The organism is Burkholderia sp. MSMB1459WGS (assembly GCF_001534535.1).
Classification (GTDB): domain Bacteria; phylum Pseudomonadota; class Gammaproteobacteria; order Burkholderiales; family Burkholderiaceae; genus Burkholderia.
In genome coordinates this window covers 1-21623 of sequence record NZ_LPMU01000001.1, presented here as the reverse complement: position 1 = coordinate 21623, position 21623 = coordinate 1, and the positions used below count along the sequence as shown (strand labels likewise).

Sequence of the window (21623 nt, the reverse complement as noted above, 5' to 3'; positions counted from 1 at the left end):
CTCATCATGAAAATTTCAACGCGTATCGTGGCGCTGGCGGGCTGGCTTGCGTTGAGCCTCTCGGGCACCGCGCTCGTCCTGTCGCGCTCGGTGTCCGACGCGCACGACCGCTTTTTCCAAGACGCCAGCATCGCGATCCGTGTGCTCGGCCAGAAAGCGGCCCAGCAGGAAGCGATTCTCGCCACGCTCGGCGCCACGCCGTTGAGCGCCGTGCCGCCGCACATGCTCGACGGCCTGCGCGAACGCATGCCGCAACTCACCGGGCTCGCGCGCTGGCAACCCGGCAACGGATGGCACTCGGCCAACGGCGCCGCGCCCGGTGTCCCGCCACCGCCGAACACGGCGGCAAAGCCCTATGCGCTCGAGTTCGAAGCCGACGGCCATTACTGGCTCGTCGCCGCGACAGGATGGGCCGTGCGCATCGACCCGCGCACGATGCTCCAGCCCGGCGACTGGCCCGCGTCGCTGACATCCGTCACGCTGCAATTGCAGGCGCGCCGGTTCGAGGTGCTGAACCGGCCGCTGGCAGCCACGCCGCTCGGCTGGCCGATGACGCTCGACAAGCGCCTGCCGGCCCAGCCGCAGGCGCTGAAGCTGCATGCGACACGCACGCTGACCGTCGACGATCTGCCGTGGCTGCCGATCGCGCTGTGGAACGCCGTCGCGATTCTGCTCGTTGCCGGCGCGCTCAGCGCATGGCGGCTGCGCGACGCGCAGCGCCGCGAACATGCCCGCGCGCGGCTCAACCGCTTCGGCCGCCTCGATACGCTCGGCGAAATGGCGGCCGGCATCGCGCACGAACTGAATCAGCCTCTGATGGCGATCGTCACGCACACGCGCGCCGCCGAGCGGCTGCTCGATCTCCCGGCCGAGCGCGACAGCGTGCGGCGCGCGCTGCAAACGAGCGTCGCGCAAGCCAAGCGTGCCGCGTCGATTCTCGACCGGTTGCGCGTCACCGCAACGTCGGCGCACGGCGGCGAGCGCCATGCGCTCGATCCTGACGGGATCGTGTCCGCGCTGCAGCTTCTGTATCGCGACGAGCTGGCCCGCGAGCAAATATCGCTCAGCTGGCACAACGAGACACCCGGCGCGCAGCCGCTTGCCGATCCGGTCGCCGTCGAGCAGATTCTGCACAACCTGATACAGAACGCGCGCGACGCGCTGGCGGGTACGCCGCATGGCACGATCCGCGTGAGCGGCAAGCGGGCCGGACGGCAATACCGCTTCAGCGTGATCGACAACGGCCCCGGTATACCGCCCGACACGCTGCCGCGCCTCTTCGAGCCGTTCTTCACCACGCGCGGCCAGGGGCTCGGTCTCGGGCTGCCGCTCTGCGACACGCTCGCACAGCGCCAGAACGGCGCGCTGGCGATTCACAACGGGCCGTCGGGCGGCGTCGAAGCCACCTTGGCGCTGCCGCTTGCGGAGGCTCGGCCATGACGACACCCGAGCCCATCGTCGTCGCGATCGTCGACGACGACGAAGCCGTGCGAGACGGTCTCGCGCTGCTGCTGCGCACCGTCGGCGTACCGACCCGCTGCTACGCGAACGCACACGCATTCCTCGACGACGCGCTCGACGCCGCGCTCGGCTGCGTGCTGCTCGACATCCGCATGCCGGGCATGAGCGGACTCGACGCGCTCGACCGCCTGCGCGAGCAGCGCGAGCTGCCGGTCATCGTGCTCACCGGGCACGGCAACGTCGATGCGTGCCGGCGCGCATTCAAGCGCGGCGCCGTCGACTTCCTGCGCAAGCCGACCGACGACGACGAACTGATCGACGTCGTGCAACAGACGATCCGCCGGCATGCGGACCGGCGCGCGCGCGCCGATGCCGAACGGCATCGCGCGCAGCGCATCGCCGCGTTGAGCGGACGCGAACGTCAGGTGCTCGAAGGCATCGTGCGCGGGCTGAGCAACAAGGAAATCGCGCGCGAGCTCGCGTTGTCGCCGCGCACCGTCGAAACCTATCGCGCGATCGCGTTCGACAAGCTGGGCGCGGCCTCGCTCGTCGAGCTGGTGCGCGACTACGCGGCACTACTCGGCGCGGCGCCTCCGTAACGCTACGGAGGCGCCATCCGTACGCGAGCGGGTACATGATGAGTGGCGCAATTCCTACGATGACGGTTTTCATCGATCGTCTACAAGGAAGTGCTTTCATGTCACGATTCTTCGTCATCCCGTCGTCGCTCGCGATGCTGTTCTCCGGTGCCGCCCTGGCCGACGCCGCGGACCCGACGCCGCGCACCTCGACCAACAGCGACGCCGGCTACTACGCGACGGCCCGCGTCGTCGGCGCGTTCGACAACGCCGCCAACATGGAGCTCACCAGCCCGCGCGTGACGAGCCGCATCGGCGGCCCGGACGGCCAGTCGCGCGTGACCGGCGCGGTGGGTCTCGGCTATCAGTTCGGCAACGGCTGGCGTGCGGAAGGCGAATACACGTTCAAACGGACCGGCAATTTCGTCAGCTACTGGGCACCGTTCGACGCCAACGCGAACCAGTTCCAGGTGTCGTCGCAGCGGCTGATGCTCAACGGCTATCGCGATTTCGATCTCGGTCGCGGCTTCTCCGTGTATGGCACGGCCGGCGTCGGTGTCGCGATCGTGTCGGCGGACGGGTGGCAGACCAACAACTCACGCCAGTTCGCGTCGCGTACGCAAACCAATTTTGCGTACTCGGCGGGCGCGGGTGTCAGCTATGCGATCAACAAGCGCTTCACGCTCGACGTCGGCTATCGCTTCGTCGACATGGGTAACGTCGAGTCGGGCTACAACACGTTCGTGAATCGCGTGTCGGCGCGTGACGAGCAACTGAAGGCGTCGCTCCGGTCGAACGAAGTGTTCATCGGCCTGCGTGGCCGCTTCTGACCGGCCAGCGATCACGGTTCGATCCGCCGGTCACGAATCGAAGGACGGCGGCACCATCGCCGCCGCGCCGTTTCAGCCCAGTCTGATTGGCCGGCAGCCTGCCGGCTTGTATGCTTTCGATGCGCGGTGCCGGAACGGTTCGTCGATGGCAGTCTGGACGCTGCAGCTCGGGAGGAGCGAACCGCTCCGCCAGCCGCGCCCCGCTTACCGGCGACGGCTTGAACGCGGGCGCTCGATGGTGGCCGGTGGGCGCGGCCACGTGTAGTCCGACGCTATGTTCCGTACCTCTAGAGAAACGCTGCCTTATGCGAGCATCGAGCGCCCGCATCCAAGCCGCCTTCCCGTTGCGCGGGAAAAGCGCAGCTAGCGCTTGAACCGAGGCAAGAGCACGATTTATCGGAGCTGCTTAAAGTAGCTGGGTCGGCTCGCGGCACGCCCTACTATCAAGCCAAAGTGAAGACGGCCGGAGATAGTCAGCTTGGTCAGATTCTGGCGACGACCTTTCAATTCATCAGGAATGCGAATTTCCTTTCGCTAGTTTGTTCGCTGCACTACATAACGTATGCAAGTGCCAGCCGCATCGCTCCGCGAATGTCTCGCCGCACGGGGTGCGGCCCGGACACACCTCCGGGCCGGTCCCGACGCCGCGCCACGCACAACTCAACGATCCGTCAAGCGCGTCTGATTCGACAGGTCGACGCGCAATGCGTCGGGATTCGACGGCGCCGGCGCGGCAACCGCGCGCGACGGCTCGCGCGTCGCGTCGAGCCAGCGCGAGAACTCGGCGGCCGTCATGCCGACCGCATCGGCGGCGCTCGGTGCCGGCGGAGCCGACACCTGCTGCTGGCGCTGCGCAGCGGGCTTCGCTGCCGCCGCGTGCGCAGGGATGCCGCCAAACGCCGCCGCTCGATCGGGCACTGCGACCGTTGCCTTCTTGCGTCGCGAAACGGCCGGCTTCGACGCGAAAGCCGACGTCGGCAATGCATCGATCGCACGACCGTCAGGCTGCGCCGCGCTCACGGATTGCACCGCGACTGCCGCTGCGTCGTCCGCTACAGGCGGCGGGACGTCCGGTGCGACGATCGCCGCAGCGGGTGTCGTGACGAGCACCTCCGCCGGCTGGACCGCTATCGCCGACTCGTAGACGGTATGCGGTGACGGCGCGCGCTTGCCCGTGTCGAACAACTGCGTGGCCGCAAAACCCACCGACCCGAACGCGAGGCCCGCCACCAGCGCCAGCAGCGTCGGCCGCCAGCGGCGACGTGGCGCTTTCGGCTTCACCCACGGGCGGTTTTCCGAGCCGAAATCGGTCGCGCGAACCGCCGCAACGCGAGTAGCCTCCGGCGCTCCGCGCACCGCACGCAGATCGAACACGCCCGGGCGCGGCCGCCTGCTCTTCACGAACGGCCGGCGGCAGCGCCCGTACGGCGGCGGCACGTCCGTGTAGGGACGCGCGAGCGGTAACGCGAAATGTCCGGTGATGTCCTGCATGCCCATGATGTCGACGACGAATCGTCTCGCGTGTGCCGCGCCGATCCGTTCTCCAGTGATGTCAATGAAAGGTCCCGAGTATCGCCGTGCGCGCCGCCCCGAGTAAATCGGACTGGGCCTATTCGAATGGCCGCGGCGCGCGCACCGCCTACTTCACATCGTAACGCAGCAACGGTCGCCCGTTCAGCGGTTGCACGGCCCGCGCATTGTGCGAGTAGCGCATCCGGAACGCGGTGATGTCGTCCGCGGACAGTTCGACCGGCTCGGCCAGTACGTACCATTCGACGTTTTCGGTCAACGGCGGCGTCGTCAGCGAGCCGAGATAGTGATAGTAGGTATTCGCATCGACCGGCATCAGCGCCGCCGCGCGGAACGACGGCAGGCTAGCGGTGTCGCCCGTCTTGAGCGCGTCCATCACGGCCGCGAACTGCGCATTTTCGGCGCCCCTGCGATAGAGCACCGCGACGACGGCCAGGCGCCCGTCCTGCGCGCGTAGCACGAAATGCCCCTCGATCGGATAGGTGCGACCGTCGAGCGTGTGCTCCGACGGCGAATGGAAATGGATCTGCTGAAGCCTGAAATGCCGCCCGCGAATCGTCGCGCTCCCGGCAGCCGGCACGATCTGGATCGTATGGCCATTGTCGATCGCCTTCGCACGCGTATCGGCGATATGCATGCCGATCGCGTTGTTCTCGTCGGCATATCGGGTCGCTTGCGTTACCGTGCCCGGGTCGATGGCGACCGGCGACTGCGCATCGCCGGATTCCAGATGCCACTCGCGCTGGTGGTCGTAATCGAAGCCCGGGTCGGCCGGCGCGGCGCTCGCCGACGGAAAGGCTTCGGCCGCATGTGCGGGCGGCATCGTCGCCGTCACCGCACAGAGTGTTGCGGTGACAAGCCGGAACATCGCGGTTCGTGTCACGTTCATTTTCGAGTACTGAGTGTTATTGGATGAAGAGGAAGCGAGGCGGGCGAACGTCCGCTCGATCATCCTTGGCGGGTCGTTCTGACGCAGCGCAGCATGCATTGTCCGCAGGATGCCGCTGCCCGTGGTCCGATACTGCGCGCGGCATCGGTGGGACCGGTCCGATATACGCGATTGCGCACGCGCATGCGGCACGGTCCGCGCACGGCGCGGCGCTTGCGGCAGAACGCGCGTGTCCGGGCACGGCCGGCGAACCGCGCTCGACGCGCACGCATCCGGGCTGCATTTTCAGACTGGGCCGATTCCCGCGATGCACCTGCAACCTCACAATCATTCCGCCGGCATGTCCTTCTCCTCCGGGAACACGGGCATGCCGCGCATCCAGGAGATAGTCGATATTCATCCCGCCTTCCCGGCGGGATCTTTTTCGCGCGACACTCGGCTGTCATGCGCGCATCGAGTCCGCTCATGAGTTCTGATCCCTTCGCGCAGCGCGGGCGCATCGAAACCGCGACTTCCTCGCCGGACCAACGACGCGACAGCGCCGCACCCGGCTTCGGATCAACCGGCGCGAGCCGACGGCGGATGCTGGCCCGCAGGCCCGACGCACACGATCCGCGCATGACCCGCCGACATCCGCCCTGTACGCGCCGCGCATGACCGACGACTCGACGCTCATCATTGGCCTCCTGACGATCGACCATCCGTCCCGCCATGCATTCGACGATCGGCTACGGCGGGCCGGTCACGGCTACGATCGCCTGCGGATCGACGACATCCTGCGGCGAGCCGGCTATCGCCCCGTGCGCTTCGAATACCTGCCCGAGCTGCTGGCGGCCTGCGACATGCGGCCCTTCGACCTGCTCGTCGTGCAATGCGAAACGCCGTGCTACCGAACCAGCGAAGCCATCCGCACGCTGCGTGCGCGCTTCTCGGATTCGATGCCGATCCTCGTGACCAGCCAGACCGACGGCGCCACGGCGCAGATACTCGCGTTCGAGGCCGGTGCGAACGAATACCTGCCCTATACGTCTCGCCCCGAGACGATCGTGTCGAGCGTGGCGATGTGGCTGCGCTGGGCCCACTACCGAATGACCAGCCACCGGCGCTGGCGCATCGGCGGCTTCGAGTTCGATACCGGCAATCGTGCGGTCCGTGTCGACGGCCGCGAACACGTACTGACCGAGAAACATTTCCAGATCGCGACGGCGCTCTTCATGAACGTCGGCCGGCCGCTGTCGCGCGCGCATTTGAGCCAGCTCGTCTGGGGCTCGCTCGTCGCGGTGGCGAGCCGCCGCCTCGACACGCATATCACGAACCTGCGCGACCGGCTCAAGCTGGATGGCCGGCACGGCTTGCGGCTGCTCACCGTCTATGGATTCGGCTACCGGCTCGTCGAATCCGGGCCCGAAGCGGACGGCCCGGAATAGGCGCACGCAGCCTCGTGCTGCCGCGCGGCACACCGCTTCGCGTGCATTTGCCCCGTGACTGGCAACAAAGCCGGTTCCACGTGACGGGCGGCCCCGATGACCGCACCGCGATCGGTCTCGCTTATCATGGCGAAACCTTCCCCGCCCGCCCCGTGCCACGATGGATCATCGCGCCGCCGCAGACCGCCGCCGTCCCGCCTCTCGCACGCCCATCGGCCGCCGCCAGCGCACGCTGCTGTATGCCGGCGGCGTCGGCGTGACGCTCGCGGTGCTGGTCGCGAGCGGGTCGCTGCTGTATGCGATGGGCCGCGACTACGTGCAGGAACGGTATACGCAGTTCGCGGTGCGCCAGTTCTTCGTCCGGTTCGAGTTCAACCTGCGCGCGACCGGCATGGACACGCTGGTCACGCACGAGGAAGCGGTCTGGAACACGCGCGCGACGGATCCGGCGCTGGCGGCGCAACTCGCCGACGGGCATGGCCGCCTCGTGCTGCAGGGCAGCCCGCGGTTTCCACCGGTGCTCGCCATCGCCGACCTGTCGCCCGCGCAGCCCGCCGCGTCGTACGGCCGCGATCTCGCGATGGCCAGCGACATGAGCTATCGGGTCGGCGCATACGTGGCGAAGCAGGAAGCCGATCGCGCGATCGCCGGCTACGCGTACGACCCGAATCGGCGTTTCGCGCTCATCATCCCGCGGCCCGAGCCAGCCGATCCGCTGGCCTCGACCGGCGCCGCAGACGTCGCCGCATTGCTCGACAAGCTCGCGCCCGGCCTCGAGCCCGCGCCGGCCGGGCGCTACGTGTGGCACGCGCCCGCCTACGACCCGATCCAGCGGCGCGACGTGTTCCGGCTCGTCGGCACCGCGTACGACGGCGGCCGGCCGCGCGTCGTGTTCGTGTCGACGCTGCCGACGGACCTGCTGCGCGAACGGCTCGCCGGCCGCGACGAGGGCGACGCCGCGATCATCGCCGACTCGGCCGGCCGCACGGTGCTGCGCGCCGGTGCCGCGGCACGCGACGACGCGGCGGCGATCGTCGAGCGGCTGGTAGCCGCCGCGCGCGCGGTGCGCACCGACGGCCCGCATCCCGCGCATCAGTCGGGCGACTTCTCGTTGAGCCAGCGCATCGCCGGCACCGACTGGATACTCGTCCAGTCGTTCTCGACACGCTCGATGCTGGCGGCGCTCGCCCGGCGCGTCGGCTGGTACGCGGCGCTGATGACGATCGCGCTCGGGCTCGCGTGGGCGATGCTCGTGCTGTTCGACCGCAAGGTGCTGAAGCCCGACGACGCGCGCACGCGGCGCATCGTCGAGAGCGAGAACCTGAACCGGACCATCGTCGAAGCGGCGCCGTCCGGCATCGTGCTGCTGTCGCTCGACGACGGCGCGGTGCTGCTGCAGAACGACACGATGCGCGCGTACGACGCCCGCGCGGCCGGCGACGCATCGCTCGCCGCGCGGCTGTTCGCACGCTTCGACCGGTCGCCCGGCGCGAACGCGTGGCAGCCCGACCTGCACGTGCCGCTGCCGACTGCGCAGGGCGATACCGTCGATCTGCTCGCGACGCTCGTGCGCACCCGCTATCGCGACGCGGACGTGCTGCTCTGCAACGTGTCCGACATCACGTCGCAGAAGGCCGTCGAACGCCACCTCGACGACGCGCGCCGGGCCGCCGACGCGGCCAACGACGCCAAATCCGCGTTCCTCGCGACGATGAGCCACGAGATCCGCACGCCGCTGAACGCGATCCTCGGCAACCTCGAGCTGATCGGCCGCGAGCCGCTGACCGGCACGCAAAGCGAGCGCCTGCATACGGTGGAAGGCGCGTCGTCGACGCTGCTCGACCTGATCAACGACATCCTCGACCTGTCGAAGATCGAGGCCGGCCAGATGACGATCGAGGCGATCCCGTTCGACCTCGCGGAGACGATTCGCCAGACCGGCGCGATGTTCGAGCCGCTCGCGGCGGCCAAGGGCCTGCAGTACGACATCGTCGTCGACGATGCGCTCGCGCCGCGCTACGTCGGCGACCCGACCCGCATCCGGCAGATCGCCGCGAACCTCGTCGCGAATGCGATCAAGTTCACGAGCCGCGGCGAGGTCACGCTCGAGGTGTATCTGCGCGACGATACCGATCCCGCGTCGCCCGTCGCGATCGGCGTCAGCGACACCGGCATCGGGATGACCGATGCGCAGCGCGCGTCGCTGTTCAAACCGTTCACGCAGGCCGACACGTCGATCTCGCGCCGCTTCGGCGGCACGGGGCTCGGGCTCGCGCTGACGAAGCGGCTCGCGACGATGATGGACGGCACGATCGATGTCAAAAGCGAAGCGGGCCTCGGCAGCACCTTCGTCGTCACGCTGCCGCTGCACGCCGCGACCGATGCCGCCTCCGCGCAGCATGACGACGCCGACGACACAGCCGCACTGCCGGCGCTCGCCGCGCGCGTGCTCGTGGTCGACGATCATCCGGTGAACCGCACGCTGCAGCAGAGCCAGCTCGCCGCGCTCGGCTATGCGGCCGACGCGGCCGACGACGGCGCCGCCGCGCTGCGCCGCTGCGCGGACACGCGCTATGACCTCGTGCTGACCGATCTCAACATGCCGGGCATGGACGGCTACACGCTTGCGCGTGTGCTGCGCGCGCAGTATCCCGACCTGCCGGTGGTCGCGAGCACCGCCCATGCGAGCGCCGACGAGCGCGCGCGCTGTGCCGAAGCCGGTATCGTCGCCGTGCTCGTGAAGCCCGTGCTGCTGGATACGATCGACCGCACGGTGCGGCGCTTCGCGAACGTCGCCACCGCGCGCCCGCGTGCCTCCGCGCTGATCGACCTGGCCGAGGGCCCGTTGCCGCCGGACGTGCAGGTCCTGCTGACCGACAGCGTCGAGCGCTCGCTCGCGGCGATCCGCGCCGCGCTCGCGAATGACGATCTCCGCGCGCTGCGCGACGAGCTGCATGCGCTGCGCGGCGCGTTCGCGACGATTCACGAGCATGCGGTGGCGGACGCCGTGGGCGACATGCAGGACGCCGTGCGCGCCGGCAACACAGCATCGCTCGCCACGTTGTTCACCGACACCGAACGCCTCGCACGCGAAGCGCTGCGGCGGCGTACGGCGCAAGCGCCGACAACCTGACCGGCGCGCGCCGGACTACCGCTTCCCTCGCCCGTCGTCGCGACCGGAGTCGGACTGGGCCGATCGCCGCACGCGACGCCGGCCGGCACGATGGCCACGTCGCCCGTGGATATCGCATCGGCCACGCGCCGTTTCCACGATCCGCATTTTGAATGGATGGCAGCGAAGCCGCCGTTCATGCGCCGAAGCAACGCAACGCTGATCCTCACCCGCATGGCTTCACTTTCAGCCTGGTCCGATTGGATGACGCGAGCGTTGACGGTAAGCTCTCCTGACATGATGCCGGCGACGATCGTTGCGATCCGGCAGGGAGCCGACTGAGGCGCGGGCGTTGGTGGTGGTCGGTGGGCGCGGCCACGACAGAGATGGGTGATGGTGTTGATACATACACGCTGCCAGATGCGAGCACCAAGCGCCCGCCCCTCAGTCCGTCGTTTCCGTTGCCACGCAGGCCGCATGTGCCGTGTCACGGTCCGGCTGCGCGTATGCGCCAGCAGTGCGTCCGCAGGACGCATGGGTGTCCCCTCCCGTCGAATCGCCGCTTTGCCGTCCCCTCAACGGTTCCCGGTGTCACCGTATTCGACCCGCATGTCTTCCGTTTCCCGCCTTCCGACCCACGATACGCGCGCCACAACTCTGCGGTGCCGCCCGACATGCGCGCCGGATTGCCGCGATGGCGCGTGCCGGGCCGATCCGCATGCCTGCGCCGGCTCGCATTCGTCCCGCAAGCGGACGCCTGATGTACGGCGCGCCCCGCGCTGGCCAGCGTGTAGGACTGGCCCTACGCAGAAGGCCGGGCGATTCAGCCTCGGACGACATATTCGAACGCGTTCAATTCTTACCATGCTTTCAGATACCTCACACACTGAAAGGAGTAGGGATATGAACAAGACGTACCGCAATATCTGGAACGCCGCGACGGGCACGTGGACGGCTGTCGCCGAAACGGCGAAATCGCATTCGAAGGGTTCGGCGCGCGTCGCGCGCAAGGCCGTGGTTGCGCTCGCGCTGAGCGGCGCGGGTATCGGCGGCGCGTTCGCAGCCGATGCGTGTACGACGGCGGATGGCGAAGACGGCGCGCTCGATGCGGCCGGCGTGTGCAAAATCGGCAACACGATGAGTCCGCGTTCGATCGGTACCACTGCGGCGCTCGATGATGCGTACATCAAGGTAAATGGTACTGCCGGCGCTACAGCCACCGCAGCCGGAGCCATCGCAATCGGCAACAACGCGAATGCCAATGCAACCGGAGCGGTCTATCAAGCGGTGGCAATTGGTGCAAATGCAACAGCCGCCGGCAATAGCCTTGCGGTAGGCAGCGGCGCAAAGTCCGGGAATCGTGCGGTTGCGATCGGTGGTAATGCTCATGCGGAACTCAACGGCGCTACCGCAGTTGGTTATCTGGCTAGCGCGTCGGAGGGCAGTGCAACCGCCATCGGTTACGGAGCCAAAGCACTCAACGTTCAATCGTTCGCGCTCGGCGCCGGTTCCACCGCGCAAGCCGATAGCAGCATCGCACTTGGTGCTGGTGCCGTCTCCGATCGAGACAACAGCTTGTCTATTGGCAACGCGACACTGCAACGCCAGATCACCAACATGGCCGCCGGCACGCAGGACACCGACGCCGTGAACGTGTCGCAGCTCTCGCCTGTCTTGACCGCACTCGGCGGCGGCGCGACGATCGATCCGACGACGGGTGCCGTCACCGGCCCGACGTACACCCTTGCGAACGGCGGCACGCAGACCACCGTCGGCGGCGCGCTCGGCGCACTCGACGGCAACATCACGACCATTAACAACAAGCTTGCCACGGCCGTCACCGACGATTACTTCAAGGTCGACACGGCATCCGGCACCACCGCAGCACAAGCGGCTGGCAGCGCGATCGCCGTCGGTGCGAATGCGCAAGGCACCGGCGTAGCCGCAACGGCCGTCGGCAACAACACGGTCGCGAACAGCCGCAACAGTTCCGCGTTCGGTTTCGGCGCGGAGGCTATCGGCGGGACCGGCACCACCACAGGTGCGGCCACCGCAGTCGGTGCGTACGCATCGGCCACCGGCTATCACTCGTCCGCCCTCGGCGTCGGTGCAGTCGCATCGGGTGCGGAGTCGGTTGCGCTCGGCGTCAACTCGCTCGCCGATCGCGACAACAGCGTATCGGTCGGCAACGCCACACAGCAACGCCAGATCACCAACATGGCCGCCGGCACGCAAGCCACCGACGCCGTGAACGTGTCACAGCTCGAACCCGTTGTAACCGCACTCGGCGGCGGCGCGTCGATCGACCCGACGACGGGTGCCGTCACGGGCCCGACGTACACGCTCGTGAACGGCGGCACGCAGCATACCGTCGGCGACGCGCTCGGCGCGCTCGACGGCGAACTGACGACCGCCAAGGGCGACATCACGAAGAACGCGACCGACATCACGAACATCAACAATCAGCTCGGCGACCTGACGAGCGGCACGATCGGCATCGTGCAGCAGGCGAGCGCTGGCGCGGACATCACGGTCGGCGCGAGCAATGACGGCGCGGCCGTGAACTTCACGGGCACCGCGGGCGACCGCAAGCTGACCGGCGTGGCGGCAGGCGACGTGTCGGCCGCGAGCAACGAAGCCATCAACGGCTCGCAACTGCACGGCGTGTCCGAAAGCGTCGCATCGGCAATCGGCGCCGGCTCGACCGTCAACCCGGACGGCTCGATCACGGCACCGAGCTTCACGGTCGGCGACGGCAACGGCGGCACGACCATCGTTCACAACGTCGGCGACGTCGTGACGAACCTCGACGGCCGCGTGACGAGCAACGAAGGCGATATCGCGAAGCTCGCGGACCAGATCGGCAGCGGCACCGTCGGCCTCGTCCAGCAGGACGCGACGACGCGCAACATCACGGTCGCGAAGGACACGGACGGCGCGGTCGTCGACTTCACCGGCACCGCAGGCGAGCGCAAGCTGGCCGGCGTCGCGGCGGGCGACGTGTCGGCGACGAGCAACGAAGCCGTCAACGGCTCGCAGCTGCACGGCGTGTCGGACAGCGTCGCGTCGGCGATCGGCGGCGGCTCGACCGTCAACCCGGACGGGTCGATCACCGCACCGAGCTTCACGGTCGGCGACGGCAACGGCGGCACGACCGTCGTTCATAACGTCGGCGACGCGGTGACGAACCTCGACGGCCGCGTGACGAACAACGAAGGCGCGATCACGACGATCAGCAACCAGCTCGCGGCAGGCGAAATCGGCCTCGTCCGCCAGGATCCGGCGACCGGCGCGATCACGGTCGGCGCGGCCACCGGCGGCACGTCGGTGAGCTTTGCCGGCACGGGCGGCCCGCGCACGCTGAGCGGCGTCGGCAACGGCGTGAACGACGACGACGCAGTGACGATCGCGCAGTTGAAGGCGACCGGCCTGATCGACTACACGGGCAAGGAAATCGCGGCCGTGGTCTATGACGGCATCGACCTCGACAGCGTGACCTTCGGCGGCACGAACGGCACGGCGCTGCACAACGTCGCGCCGGGGCTGATCGCGTCGGGCAGCATGGACGCGGTGAACGGCGGCCAGCTGTACGCGATGCAGCAGGACTTCGCGCAGCAGTACGGCCAGTTGAGCGGCCAGCTGGGCGACCTGTCGAATCGCGTCGGCGATCTCGAAACCGGCGGCGGCTCGGGCGGTGGTTCGGGTGGCGGCATGGGTCCCGGCACGGGCGCCGGCGGCGACGGGTCGCTCGTGGTCGGCAGCGGCTCGAACGCGTCGGGCGAGAACAGTTCGGCCATCGGCCAGGGCTCGGTTGCCACGGGCGACAACGGCACGGCCATCGGCCAGGGCTCGGTTGCGTCGGGCGACAACGGTACGGCCATCGGCCAGGGTTCCGTCGCCGGCGAGAACGGCACGGCCATCGGCCAGGGTTCGAGCGCAACCGGCAACGGTTCGGTCGCGATCGGCGCGGGCTCGAAAGCGGACGAAGCCAACACCGTTTCGTTCGGTGACGGCACCGCGGAAGGCAATCGCCGGCTCGTCAACGTCGCGGACGGTATCAACGCGAACGACGCGGCGACGAAGGGCCAGCTCGACCGTGCGATGGACGCAGTGGACCAGCGCTTCGGCGAAACCAACCGCATGATCAACGACGTCGCGAAGAACGCGTACGCCGGCGTGGCCGCGGCGATGGCGATGCCGAACCTGACGCCGTCGCAGCCGGGCAAGACCGTCGTCGCGGTCGGCGCCGCGAACTACAAGAGCGGCTCGGCAGTGGCGGCCGGCGCGACCTACCGGACGCGCGACGGCAAGTGGCTGATGAACGGCGCGCTGTCCGTCACGTCGACGGGCGATGCAGGCGTGCGTGCCCAGGTCGGCTACGAGTTCTGACCGGCCGGCTCCGCGATTCGACCCGATTCGCGGAGCAACGGAGCGAAAGCGGGGGGAGCGATCCCTCCGCTTTTTCGCCCGACGGCCGGTGGCGGTTCCTTGCGAGCCGCCACCGGCCGTCGGTGCGAGGGTGTCATGGCGGGGCCGCGAGGCCGGCCGCGACCGCACCCTCGCGCCGGCGCTCGACAGGCATTTATGCAGAACGACGAAACGCGCCCCGCATGGTGCGGCGCGACAATCGAGACCAACATGATGAAAAGCTTCCCCATCCGCGTGATCATTGCCGACGACCATCCGGCCGTCGTCGTCGGCGCCCAGTACGAACTATCGACATCGAGCACCGTGGCGGTCGTCACGACCGCGCACGATTCGACGGCGCTGATGGACGCGCTCGCCGCCCATCCGTGCGACGTGCTCGTATCGGACTACGCGATGCCGGGCAACGAATACGGCGACGGAATCACGCTGTTCAGCGCGGTCGTGAAGCGCTACCCGAACCTGAAGATCGTCGTGATGACGATGCTGGAAAACGCCGTCGCGCTGCGTGCGCTCATCGATCTGGGGATCCATTGCCTCGTCAGCAAGTCGGACATGACCAATCACCTGACGATGGCGATCCACGCGGCCTATACGAACGGCCGGTATCTGTCGCCGTCGATGGACCGCGCGCTGCGCCAGCTCGGCACCGTCGGCGGCAAGACGCCCACGCTGTCGGTGCGCGAGGTCGAAGTGGTGCGGCTGTTCGCGTCGGGGCTCTCGGTGAACGAGATCGCGGACAAACTGAACCGCAGCAAGAAAACGATCAGCACGCAGAAAAGCTCGGCGATGCAGAAGCTCGGCCTCGAGCGCGACGTCGACGTGGTGCGCTACGCGATTGCGTGCGGCCTGGTCGCCGATCCGGGCAGCGCGGCCGCGCTGGTCGACACGACCTCCTGACCGCGTGGCGGCGTCCGCTGGCCGCCCGCCGCCGATCGCCGGCCGCTACGCCGACCGCTGACTATCGGCGTTTGCTCGCACGGCCGCGGCCGCGAGCAAACGCCGGCGCTCAGGCGCCGGCGCCCGGATTCCCGTCGTTCCCTTCCCCGCCCGCTTCTTCCCCGCCTTTCCCCTCGCTGCCCGACGCGGCCACGATGCCGTGCTCGATCGCGTAGCGCAGCAGGTCGATGTCCTTTTCGATACTGAGCTTCTGCATCGCGCGCGACTTCTGCGTGCTGATCGTTTTCTTGCTGCGGCTCAGCCTTTCTGCAATTTCGTTGATCGTCAGCCCCGACGCATACAGCCGCACGACCTCGATCTCGCGGGTGCTCAGGGTGGGCGCCTGATCGACGAAGCGTGCACTCGAATGCGCGGACAGCGTGCGCACGACCTTGTCGACCGACGGCGAATAGTAGCTGCCGCCCGTCGCGGCTGCATGAATCGCGGGAATCAGGTGATCGACGGTATCGGACTTGCTGACGATGCAGCCGACGCCGAGCCGCACCAGCGCACCGATGACGGCCGCGTTGTCGAGCATGGTCAGCACGACCAGCTTGACGTCCGGATAGCGGCGCTGAAGGTAGGAAAAGAGTGCGATGCCGTCGCCGTGCTCGTTGGCGGGCATCGCGTAATCGGACACGAGCACGTCGCATGCGCCGTCGTCGAGCAAGCGGATCAGCTCGGTCGAATTGCCGGCCTTGCCCGCGAGATGAATCGTCGGCACCGACGACAGGCCGTGCTCGACGCCGACGAGCATTGCCGGGTGGTCGTCGGCCAGTACCACGCGTATCTGATAGCTTCCCATAGTCGTCCGGGTTCACCGCTGTCGAGGCGGCGTACGGCCGCCCGGTTGCCGGCGCCGGCGCGACCGCGCGTGGCCGGATCTGGATTCGGCGCTATCTTCGCATGAAACCGGGGCGTGATCCACGGATCGGGCGCGGGCCGCCGACACCCGCCACCCCGCCCCAAAAAGAAACAGGCCGCCGGCTCTTCTGGAGCCGGCGGCCTGAAGCCTGCCAGGGAAGCCGGCACGCGCCGATCCCGCCGCGTGCCGCCCGCGCGCCGGTTCATGGCCGGCGCCGGCATGACGGGTGCCGGATAACCGGCGCCACGCGATGCGTTACTGCACGTCGAGACGGATCTCGACGCGGCGGTTCTGCGCGCGACCTTCTTCCGTCGCGTTCGATGCGACCGGGTCCGACGCGCCGAGGCCTTCGGCCACGAACGAACGCGCCTGCAGCCCGTTCGCGCGCAGGTAGTTCACCACGGTGCGCGCCCGTGCCTCCGACAGCGCACGATTGTGCGCCGCGCCGCCCGTCGAATCGGTGAAGCCGGTGACGGCGACACGCGCGAACGGCACGCCGCGGTTCACCGCGAGGAAGCGGTCGAGATCGTTGCGGGCCCGCGACGTCAGCGCCGCGCTGTCGGTCGCGAAGTTCGCGTCGCCCTGCAGCAGCACCTGGCGCTGCTGCACCGGTTGCGGCTGCGGCGCGGGTTGCGCTTGCGGCTGTGCCTGCGGCGCCGGCTGCGCGACCGGTTGCGGCTTGCCGCACATGAACGTGATCTCGCGCGGATCCTTCATCGGCGCGCGGCTATACACGCGATCGATCATCTCGAGCGGCGTGAAGCCCTTGCCCTGGCAGAACTCTTCCGCCGCGCGAGCACACGAATTGGCGCTGCCGAGCAGCCCGTCGCAGCTCACGCGGAACGCGCGGTCCGGCTGGCCCGGGATCGACACCGCACGAATGTCGTAGGTCAGCCCGGATTGGGTCGTACAGGCGCCGAGCGCCATCGCGATCGCGCCGATCGACGCGGCGCGCAACAACAAGGTTTTCATGGTCATGATGAAACGTCCGCCCGAAGGTGGACGCCCGATTGAATTGGAATGAATGGAATGCGGGAAGCGGCGTCACGCGGGCGGAGCGGCGCGAACCGCCCCGCCCTGCGCGATTACCACTGGTACGACGCACCCACGCCGACGGTATTGCCGCCGCTCGACAGACCCACGCCGGCCTTCATCTTCAGGTTCTGCGTGATGCGGGCTTCGCCGCCGAACGCCACTGCCTGATAGCCCTTGTAGGTCGCGCCGCCGACACCGAACGACAACGTCTTGCCCGGATCGACACCCGGAATCATCGTCAGCGCCGTGGCGGCCGCGATGCCCGAGTACGCGTTCTTCGACACGTCGTTGATCTGCCCTTGCAGACCGCCCACCGCGCGGTCGAGCTGACCCTTCGACGCCGCGTCGTTCGCGTTGATACCGTCCGCGATGTTGACGATCCGGCGGTTGCCTTCGTCGGTGCCGTTGCCGAACGAGACCGTGTTGGCTTCGTTCGCCACCGAGCCGGCGCCGATCGCGACGGACTGGTTGCCCGACGCGTTCGCACCGCTACCGATCGCGGTCGCGCCTTCGCCGGTGCTCGATGCACCCGAGCCGATCGCCGTGCCGTTGTCCTTCAACACGTTCGAACCCGACCCGATCACCGTGCCGTTGTTCGCCCCGCCGCCGACGTTCGCGCCCGAACCGGCCGCCGTGTTGCCCGTGCCGGTGCCGGCGTTGGCCGCGGTCGAATCCGCATCGCCGGTGCCGGCGAAGTACGGGTTGTCGCCCGAACCGCCACCGCCGCCGCCGCCGCCGCCGTTGCCCGGATTCTGCTCGAGGGCACCGACACGATCGTCGAGACCGCTGAACTGGTCACGCAGGTCGCTCAACTGGCCATAGTTCACCGCGTCGTACTTGTTCACGCCGTCCGCGACGTTGGTCAGCACCACCGGCGCCGCCGCCGTCCCGCCCAGCGTCACCGAACCGTAGTTCGGCGTGCCGTCGGCGTTCAGGTCGTAACGCACCGCGAGCGGATCGGTCGCGCCGTACGCGGCCGCGGCCTGGACGGCCTCGGCAACGGTCTTGTACTTGTAACCGTTCACCTCGATCGCCGTGTCCGCGAGCTTGCCGTCCGCGTCGACCGTCGTGCCGCCGCCGATCACGTCAGCGACGCTCTGCGCCGTGCCGTACAGCTGCGAACCGTTCACCGCGTCCTTGCTCGTCGCGTTCACCGCGCCCGCGGCCACGCCGGTCAGCACGCGGTCGCCCGCCGTGCCCGCGAAGTCCACGAGCGTGCCGTCCGTGTCCTTCGCGACCGTGATGTCGCGCGTCGTCCCGTCCTGCTGGACCAGACCGATCGAGCCGTCCGCCAGGCTGTTCGAGATGTTCGTGATCGCGTCGCCGACGTTGTTGAACGTCTGGTTGTTGACCACGTACGTCGGGCTCGTCACGCTGCCGTCCGCGCCGACGGTCGAACCGCCGCCCAGCGAGTCGGCCACGCTTTGCGCCACGCCGTGCAACTGCGCGCCATTCACCGCGTCCGTGCTGGTGGCGCTCACCGCGCCCGCCTTCACGTTCGTGATCGTCGTGCCGTTCGCGCCAGCCAGCGTGATGCGGTCGAAGTTCGCCGAGCCGTCCGCGTGCTTGTCGTACGTCACCGCGAGCGACGCCAGGCCCGAACCCGGGTTGGTCGGATCGACCGGTGCGACGAGACCCGCGTCCTGAAGCTGGCCGAGGTTCACTGCATCGTTACGCGCCACACCGTCGGCGACGTTCGACACGCGCACCGGGCCGCTACCGTTACCCAGCGACACCGAGCCGTAGTTCGGCGTGCCGTCCGCGTTGCGGTCGTACGTCACCGCAGCGATCGACTGACCCGTCACCGGATCCACCAGGCCCGAATCGGCCAACTGGTTCTTGATGACCGTGATGTTGGTCGTGTTGTCCACGACCCGGCCATCGAGGTTCGCCAGCGCGTCGCCCACGTTGTGGTAGTCCGCCTTCTGCGATGCGTCCGCCGGATCGGCCAGCGAGTACGTCGGGTTCGTCACGCTGCCGTCCGCGCCGACGGTCGAACCGCCGCCCAGCGAATCGGCCACGCTCTGCGCGGTGCCGTACAGCTGCGAGCCGTTGATCGCGTCCTTGCTGGTCGCGTTCACCGCGCCCGCCGCCACGTTCGTGAGCGTCGTGCCGTTCGCGCCGCCCTTCAGCGTGATCTGGTCGAAGTTCGCCGAATCGTCCGCATGCTTGTCGTACGTCACTGCCAGCGAAGCCAGGCCTGCACCCGGGTTCGTCGGATCGATCGGCGCGACCAGGCCCGCGTCCTTCAACTGCGCCACGTTCACCGCGTCCGTGTCGTCCGTACCGGCCGCCACGTTCTTCAGTTGAACCGGCGCGGCCGCACCCACACCACCCAGCGTCACGGTGTCCTTCGCCGCGCTGTCGTACACCACCGCCAGCGATTGGCCCGTAATCGGATCGATCACGCCACCGTTCTGCAGCGAGTCTTCCAGCGAACCGACACGCGTGTTCGTCGCGAACAGCTGCGAACCATTGACCGCGTCCGTGCTCGTCGCCGACAGATCGCCTGCAGCCACGTTGTGGATCGCCACCGGCGTACCGGCGTTGCCCAGCGTGATGCCGGCCTTGGTCGCGTCGTCGTACGTCACCGCCAGCGACGTCAGGTTGCCCTGACCGTCGTCGCCGACCAGGCCCGTGTCCTTCAACTGGCCCACGTTCACGGCGTCGGTGTCACCCACGCCAGCGGCCACGTTCGACAGCGTCACCGGCGTGCCGGTATTACCCAGCGTCACGCGATCCTTCGCCGCGTTGTCGTACACCACCGCCAGCGATTCGCCCGTGGTCGGATCGATCACGCCGCCGTTCTTCAGCGAATCGCTCAGGTCGCCGATGCTCTGGTTCGTCGCGAACAGCTGCGAACCGTTCACCGCGTCCTTGCTCGTCGCCGACAGCACGCCGTCCGCCACGTTGTGGATCGCCACCGGCGTACCGGCGTTGCCCAGCGTCACGCCAGCCTTCGTCGCGTCGTCGTACACCACCGCCAGCGATTCACCCGTGGTCGGGTCGATCACGCCACCGTTCTTCAGCGAGTCGCTCAGGTCGCCGAGGTTCTGGTTCGTCGCAAACAACTGCGAACCGTTCACCGCGTCCGTGCTCGTCGCCGACAGCGTGCCCGCCGCCACATTCGACAGCGTCGTGCCGTTCGCGCCACCCTTCAGCGTGACCTGATCGTAGTTCGGCGAATCGTCCGCGTTCTTGCCGTACGTCACCGCCAGCGAAGCCAGGCCGGTGCCCGGGTTCGTCGGATCGATCGGCGCGACCAGACCCGCGTCCTTCAACTGCGCCAGGTTCACCGCGTCGGTGTCGTCCGTACCGGCCGCCACGTTCTTCAGTTGGACCGGCGCTGCCGCACCCACACCACCCAGCGTCACTTGATCCTTCGCCGTGCTGTCGTATACGACTGCCAGCGATTGACCCGTGATCGGATCGATCAGGCCGCTGTTGTTCAGCGAGTCTTCCAGCGAACCGACACGCGTGTTCGTCGCGAACAGCTGCGAACCGTTCACCGCGTCCGTGCTCGTTGCCGACAGGTCGCCTTCAGCCACGTTGTGAATCGCCACCGGCGTACCGGCGTTGCCCAGCGTGATGCCGGCCTTCGTCGCGTCGTCGTACGTCACCGCCAGCGACGTCAGGTTGCCCTGACCGTCTTCGCCAACCAGGCCCGTGTCCTTCAATTGGCCGAGGTTCACCGCGTCGCTGTCGCCCGTTGCGTCAGCCACGTTCGTCACCTTCACCGGGCCGTTGCCGTCGCCCAGCGTCACCGAACCGTAGTTCGGCGTGCCGTCCGCGTTACGGTCGTACGTCACAGCCGCGATCGGCTGACCCGTCGCCGGGTCGATCAGGCCCGAGCCCTTCAACTGGCTCACGTTCACCGCGTCGGTGTCGTCCGTACCGGCCGCCACGTTCTTCAGTTGAACCGGCGTCGCTGCGCCCGCGCCACCCAGCGTCACGGTGTCCTTCGCCGCGCTGTCGTATACCACCGCCAGCGATTGACCCGTAATCGGATCGATTACGCCGCCGTTCTTCAGCGAGTCGCTCAGGTCGCCGATGCTCTGGTTCGTCGCGAACAACTGCGAACCGTTCACCGCGTCCGTGCTCGTCGCCGACAGATCGCCTGCAGCCACGTTGTGGATTGCCACCGGCGTACCGGCATTGCCCAGCGTGATGCCTGCCTTGGTCGCGTCGTCGTACGTCACCGCCAGCGACGTCAGGCCGCCCTGACCGTCGTCGCCGACCAGGCCCGTGTCCTTCAATTGGCCGAGGTTCACCGCGTCGCTGTCGCCCGTTGCGTCAGCCACGTTCGTCACCTTCACCGGGCCGTTGCCGTCGCCCAGCGTCACCGAACCGTAGTTCGGCGTGCCGTCCGCGTTACGGTCGTACGTCACAGCCGCGATCGGCTGACCCGTCGCCGGATCGAGCAGGCCCGAACCCCTCAACTGGCTCACGTTCACTGCGTCCGTATCGGCAACACCGGCCGCCACGTTCGACAGCGTCACCGGCGTGCCCGCGTTGCCCAGCGTCACGGTGTC

General features: G+C 68.3%; 13 protein-coding genes and 1 pseudogene. 9 read left to right on the top strand and 5 right to left on the bottom strand.

Annotated elements, in window-relative coordinates; all coding sequences use genetic code 11:
- Positions 1 to 6: 6 nt before the first annotated feature.
- The 3 genes from WT97_RS00065 to WT97_RS00055 all read left to right on the top strand — a co-directional run bounded on the left by WT97_RS00065 (position 7) and on the right by WT97_RS00055 (position 2869).
- The gene (locus tag WT97_RS00065) at positions 7 to 1440 is read left to right on the top strand and encodes a sensor histidine kinase (RefSeq protein ID WP_060352554.1); all 1434 of its coding nucleotides are present in this window, start codon (positions 7 to 9) and stop codon (positions 1438 to 1440) included.
- Positions 1437 to 2060 (top strand): response regulator transcription factor, encoded by a 624-nt coding sequence (locus WT97_RS00060; protein WP_060352553.1) that lies wholly within the window; start codon positions 1437 to 1439, stop codon positions 2058 to 2060. The genes WT97_RS00065 and WT97_RS00060 overlap by 4 nt, the downstream gene beginning before the upstream one ends.
- A 98-nt stretch (positions 2061 to 2158) precedes the next feature.
- Positions 2159 to 2869, top strand: coding sequence for an outer membrane protein (locus WT97_RS00055; protein WP_060352552.1), 711 nt, complete (start codon positions 2159 to 2161; stop codon positions 2867 to 2869).
- A 660-nt stretch (positions 2870 to 3529) separates the two neighbouring features.
- On the opposite strand, the gene WT97_RS00050 is transcribed toward WT97_RS00055, so the two are convergent.
- Together WT97_RS00050 and WT97_RS00045 are read right to left on the bottom strand one after the other, a co-directional pair.
- Positions 3530 to 4360, bottom strand: coding sequence for a hypothetical protein (locus WT97_RS00050; RefSeq protein ID WP_257128432.1), 831 nt, complete (start codon positions 4358 to 4360; stop codon positions 3530 to 3532).
- A 148-nt stretch (positions 4361 to 4508) separates the two neighbouring features.
- Entirely contained in the window at positions 4509 to 5288 is a 780-nt protein-coding gene (locus tag WT97_RS00045) for a carbonic anhydrase (protein WP_060352550.1), read from the bottom strand.
- A gap of 653 nt (positions 5289 to 5941) precedes the next feature.
- On the opposite strand from WT97_RS00045, the gene WT97_RS00040 reads away from it, so the two are divergent.
- From WT97_RS00040 to WT97_RS00020, 6 genes and pseudogenes are all read left to right on the top strand, one after another.
- On the top strand, positions 5942 to 6715 hold the full coding sequence (locus WT97_RS00040; RefSeq protein ID WP_060352549.1) for a response regulator transcription factor: 774 nt from the start codon (positions 5942 to 5944) through the stop codon (positions 6713 to 6715).
- A gap of 160 nt (positions 6716 to 6875) precedes the next feature.
- Positions 6876 to 9848, top strand: coding sequence for a response regulator (locus tag WT97_RS00035; protein WP_060352548.1), 2973 nt, complete (start codon positions 6876 to 6878; stop codon positions 9846 to 9848).
- A 90-nt stretch (positions 9849 to 9938) separates the two neighbouring features.
- Positions 9939 to 10169: a hypothetical protein gene (locus WT97_RS00030; RefSeq protein ID WP_060352547.1), complete on the top strand. Its 231-nt coding sequence runs from the start codon at positions 9939 to 9941 to the stop codon at positions 10167 to 10169.
- A 51-nt stretch (positions 10170 to 10220) separates the two neighbouring features.
- Positions 10221 to 11330, top strand: a pseudogene (locus WT97_RS35155) (ESPR-type extended signal peptide-containing protein); the annotation flags it as partial.
- 72 nt (positions 11331 to 11402) lie between these two features.
- Entirely contained in the window at positions 11403 to 14216 is a 2814-nt protein-coding gene (locus WT97_RS00025; RefSeq protein ID WP_373558468.1) for a YadA-like family protein, read from the top strand.
- Between the two features lie 249 nt (positions 14217 to 14465).
- Positions 14466 to 15152, top strand: a complete 687-nt coding sequence (locus tag WT97_RS00020; protein ID WP_060352576.1) for a response regulator — start codon at positions 14466 to 14468, stop codon at positions 15150 to 15152.
- Positions 15153 to 15261: 109 nt separating this feature from the next.
- Here the strand turns inward: WT97_RS00020 and WT97_RS00015 are convergent, their stop codons facing one another.
- The 3 genes from WT97_RS00015 to WT97_RS00005 form a co-directional block, all read right to left on the bottom strand.
- On the bottom strand, positions 15262 to 15996 hold the full coding sequence (locus tag WT97_RS00015) for a response regulator transcription factor (RefSeq protein WP_060352545.1): 735 nt from the start codon (positions 15994 to 15996) through the stop codon (positions 15262 to 15264).
- A 315-nt stretch (positions 15997 to 16311) separates the two neighbouring features.
- On the bottom strand, positions 16312 to 17034 hold the full coding sequence (locus WT97_RS00010) for an OmpA family protein (RefSeq protein ID WP_082751299.1): 723 nt from the start codon (positions 17032 to 17034) through the stop codon (positions 16312 to 16314).
- A 107-nt stretch (positions 17035 to 17141) separates the two neighbouring features.
- Positions 17142 to 21623: S-layer family protein (locus WT97_RS00005; protein WP_060352544.1), on the bottom strand; the 4482-nt coding region annotated here is incomplete at its 5' end.